The 3,555-nt window shown below is 68.4% G+C and carries 4 protein-coding genes; 1 reads left to right on the top strand and 3 read right to left on the bottom strand.

What is annotated here, in order from left to right:
- The 3 genes from RT697_RS27050 to RT697_RS27040 all read right to left on the bottom strand — a co-directional run.
- Nucleotides 1-446: TatD family hydrolase (locus RT697_RS27050; protein WP_313702698.1), on the bottom strand; the 446-nt coding region annotated here is incomplete at its 3' end.
- A 79-nt stretch (nt 447-525) separates the two neighbouring features.
- Nucleotides 526-1,239: an ABC transporter ATP-binding protein gene (locus RT697_RS27045; RefSeq protein ID WP_313702697.1), complete on the bottom strand. Its 714-nt coding sequence runs from the start codon at nt 1,237-1,239 to the stop codon at nt 526-528.
- Nucleotides 1,232-2,512 carry a lipoprotein-releasing ABC transporter permease subunit gene (locus RT697_RS27040; RefSeq protein WP_056562344.1) on the bottom strand — a complete coding sequence of 427 codons (1,281 nt, stop codon included), beginning with the start codon at nt 2,510-2,512 and terminating at the stop codon, nt 1,232-1,234. The genes RT697_RS27045 and RT697_RS27040 overlap by 8 nt, the downstream gene beginning before the upstream one ends.
- 130 nt (nt 2,513-2,642) lie before the next feature.
- Between RT697_RS27040 and RT697_RS27035 the strand changes: the two genes are divergently transcribed.
- The coding region (locus tag RT697_RS27035; RefSeq protein ID WP_313702696.1) for a hypothetical protein at nt 2,643-3,555 on the top strand (913 nt) is incomplete at its 3' end.

Here is a 3,555-nt window from a genome sequence, read left to right as displayed (position 1 = left end):
CGCAGGTACTTCAGCAGGATGTCCTGGGATTTGCGCACGTGCAGCAGCACGGGCAGGCCAAACTCGACGGCCATGTCCAGTTGCGCGGCGTAGAAGCGTTCCTGGCGTTCGCGCGGCGCCCCGGACGCGATCTCCGGCACGAAGAAGTCCAGCCCGATTTCGCCGATGGCGACAAAGCGCGGATCGCCCAGCGATTCCTTGATCGTCTGGCGCAGCACGTCCAGATCGGCGTCGTCGGCGCGCGCGACGTACAAGGGGTGGATGCCCAACGCATAGGCGCCGCCGGCAATGCTGGCGGCCAGGTCGCGCACGATCGAAAAGTTGGCCCGTTCGATGGCCGGGATCACGATCGCCTGGACGTCCGCGTGGGCGGCGTGGTCCGCCACCTCGGTCCGATCAGCGTCGAATTCCGGGGCGTCCAGGTGGCAATGGGTGTCGATGAGCATGGGCGTGTCCTCCTTGTGCGGATTATCCGCCCGCGGCCGCCGCGCGGACCCGCGCTGGCGCCTTTCGCTGCGGACCGGGCTAGCCTGACACCAGGCGGCCGTTTTCCATCAGCAACTGACGGTCGGCGCGGGCGGCAAGCTCGGGATCGTGCGTGACGATCGCAAATGCCGTACCCGACTCCTGATTCACTCGCGTCAGCAGTTCGAACATGTTGTGGGCGGTGTGCCGGTCCAGGTTGCCCGTGGGCTCGTCGGCCAACACGCACACCGGCCGCGTCACCAGCGCGCGCGCCAGCGCCACGCGCTGCCGTTCGCCGCCGGACAACTGCCCGGGGAAGTGCCCTTCACGGGCGGAAAGGCCGACCAGTCCTAGCACTTCTCGTGCCGCCTCGCGGGCCTTGTCGCGGTTCTCGCGGCGCACGATCAGCGGCATTGCCACGTTGTCCAGCGCCGAAAACTCGGCCAGCAAGTGGTGGAACTGGTAAACGAAACCCAGGCTGCGGTTGCGGACCGCGCTTTTCTTGGACTCGGACAGCCCGATGCCCACCTGGCCGTCAACGGAAACCGAGCCGCTGCTCGGCACGTCGAGCAGCCCCAGAATGTGCAGCAAGGTGCTCTTGCCGGATCCCGATGCGCCCACGATGGCGACCATCTCGCCGCGCGCGACGGACAGGCTGACATTGCTGAGCACTTCGATCCGGGCGGGGCCTTCGTCGTAGACCTTGACGATGTTCTCGGCCTGCAGCGCCGGCGTCGTGCCGGCCTGCGGATTCTGCGTCGGGGTATCAATCATGGCGCAGCACCTGTGCGGGTTGCAGGCGCGAGGCGCGCCAGCTCGGATACAAGGTCGCCAGCAGCGACAGCACCAGCGAGGTCACGCCGATGGTGACGATGTCGCCCACCTGCGGATCGGACGGCAGCGCGCTGATGAAATAGATCTCGCGCGGCAGGAAATGCACGCCCAGCATGCGCTCGATGAACGGCACGATCACGTCGACGTTGTAGGCGATGGCGATGCCGCCGGCCACGCCCAGCAAGGTGCCGATCACGCCGATCAGCGCGCCCTGCACCAGGAAGATGCGGGCCACTTCGCCGGGCCCCGCGCCCAGCGTGCGCAGGATGGCGATGTCGGATTGCTTGTCCTTGACAGCCATGACCAGCGAGGACAGCAGGTTGAACGCCGCCACGGCCACGATCAGCGCCAGGATCAGGAACATCATGCGCTTTTCGGTCTGCACCGCGGCGAACCATGTGCGGTTGTTGCGCGACCAGTCGCTGGCCATGACGTACGGCGGCAGGACGTTGCGCAGCTCGGCCGCCACTTCGGGCGCCTTCTGCATGTCGGCGATGCGCAGACGCACGCCGGCGGTGCCGCTTTCGCGGAACACGCGCGCCGCGTCTTCGTTGTCGACGAATGCCAGCGAGGAATCGTATTCGTAGTGGCCCGACGAGAACACGCCCACCACGGTGAACTGGCGCATGCGCGGCGCAAAACCGGCGGGGCTGATCGAGCCCTGCGGCGCCATCATCAGCAGCGTGTCGCCCACCTTGACGCCCATGCCGTCGGCCAGCTCGTTGCCCAGCACGACGCCGAAGCCGCCGGGTTTCAGGTCGGTCAGCTTGCCCGACACCATCTGGCGCGGCAGATCCGACACGTTGCCCTCGGTGCCGGGGTCGATGCCCCGGACCTGGACGCCGCGTAGCGCCTGCCCCCGGACCAGCATGCCCTGCGCGGCCACGAAGGGCGCGCCGGCCTTGACCTCGGGATTGCGTTCGGCGGCGGTGGCGAACTGCTGCCACTGCTCAAGCACCCGTTCGGGCGATGCGCCGGGAAGATAAAGTTCGATGTGAGGCAGCACCGACAGCATGCGGTCGCGCACTTCTTTTTGGAACCCGTTCATCACGGACAGCACCACGATCAGGGCGGCGACGCCCAGCGCGATGCCCGCCATGGAACTGGCGGCAATGAAGGAGATGAAGCGATCGCGGCGGCCGCGTCGCTGGCGGATCCGGGCAAGCCCCGCATAGCGGGCGCCAATCCATAGTTCGTAGGGTATTTTCAGCACGTGCGCATTATTGCATTAACCGCCCGTAAATCGGCCCGCGGATGTGCGGATCCTAGACCAGGCGTGACAACGTATGGCAGTTGGCCGCGGCGCTAAGTTCCCCATCCCCGCGCGGACTACAATCGCCGCCATGCTGATCGTCATTCCGGGCGCCCTGCCCGCCCTTCCCGTCGCCGCCGAACTGGCCAAGCTCCTGCCCGAGCGCGCGCCCACCCTGCACGGCTGGCTGCAGGCCGCAACCGCCCGCCCAGAAGCCTACGACCTGCGCAAGCACGGCTGCACGTCCTTCGAATCGTGGCAGCTCGAGCGCGCTGGGTATGCGCCCGAGCCGGGCCTCTTGCAAAGCGCAGGCCTCGGCCCGCTGCTGGCCGGGCAACAATCCCACACACAGGCGGACGAACCCGTCTGGCTGTGCGAGCTGGTCCATCTTGCGCTGGGCGCCGATCAGGCGTCGCTGCTGGATCCCGGTTCGATGGACCTGACCGAACAGGAAACGGCCGCCCTGCTCGACACCGCGCGCCCCCTTTTCGAAGGCACCGGCTTCTCGGTCGAGCCGCTGTCGCCGCAGCGCTGGCGCCTGCGCCTGCCGGCGGACCTGCGCCCCCAGACCGCCAGCCCGTTGGCCGTGGCCGGCAAGCGCCTGAACGACTGGTGGCGCCAGGACACCGAAACGCGCCCGTGGCGGCGCCTGCTGAACGAAATCCAGATGGCGTGGCACGAACACCCCGTCAACGACGTCCGGGCCGCCCGCGGCCTGCCGCCCGTCAACGCGCTGTGGCTGTACGGCGGCGGCACGCCCTGGACGGCGGCGCCCGCCGGCCCGACGCAGGTGCTGACCGGCCTGGACGCGCCGCAACGCGCGGGGGACTGGGCCGCGTGGCTCGACGCGCTGACCGAACTCGATACGCAGCATCTGCGTCCGCTGGCCGCCAACAAAGGCCTGCCCGCGACGCCCGTGCAACTGCTGCTGCTGGGCGATGACCGCAAGGTCGCCCTTGACCTGAAACCGCGCGGGGGCCTGCTTGGCTTGCTGCCCGCGCCCA

The organism is Achromobacter sp. (assembly GCF_032113835.1).
GTDB lineage: Bacteria > Pseudomonadota > Gammaproteobacteria > Burkholderiales > Burkholderiaceae_B > Achromobacter.
Note: the sequence above shows the minus strand (reverse complement) of the source record. Positions and strands in the feature narration are given on the sequence as shown.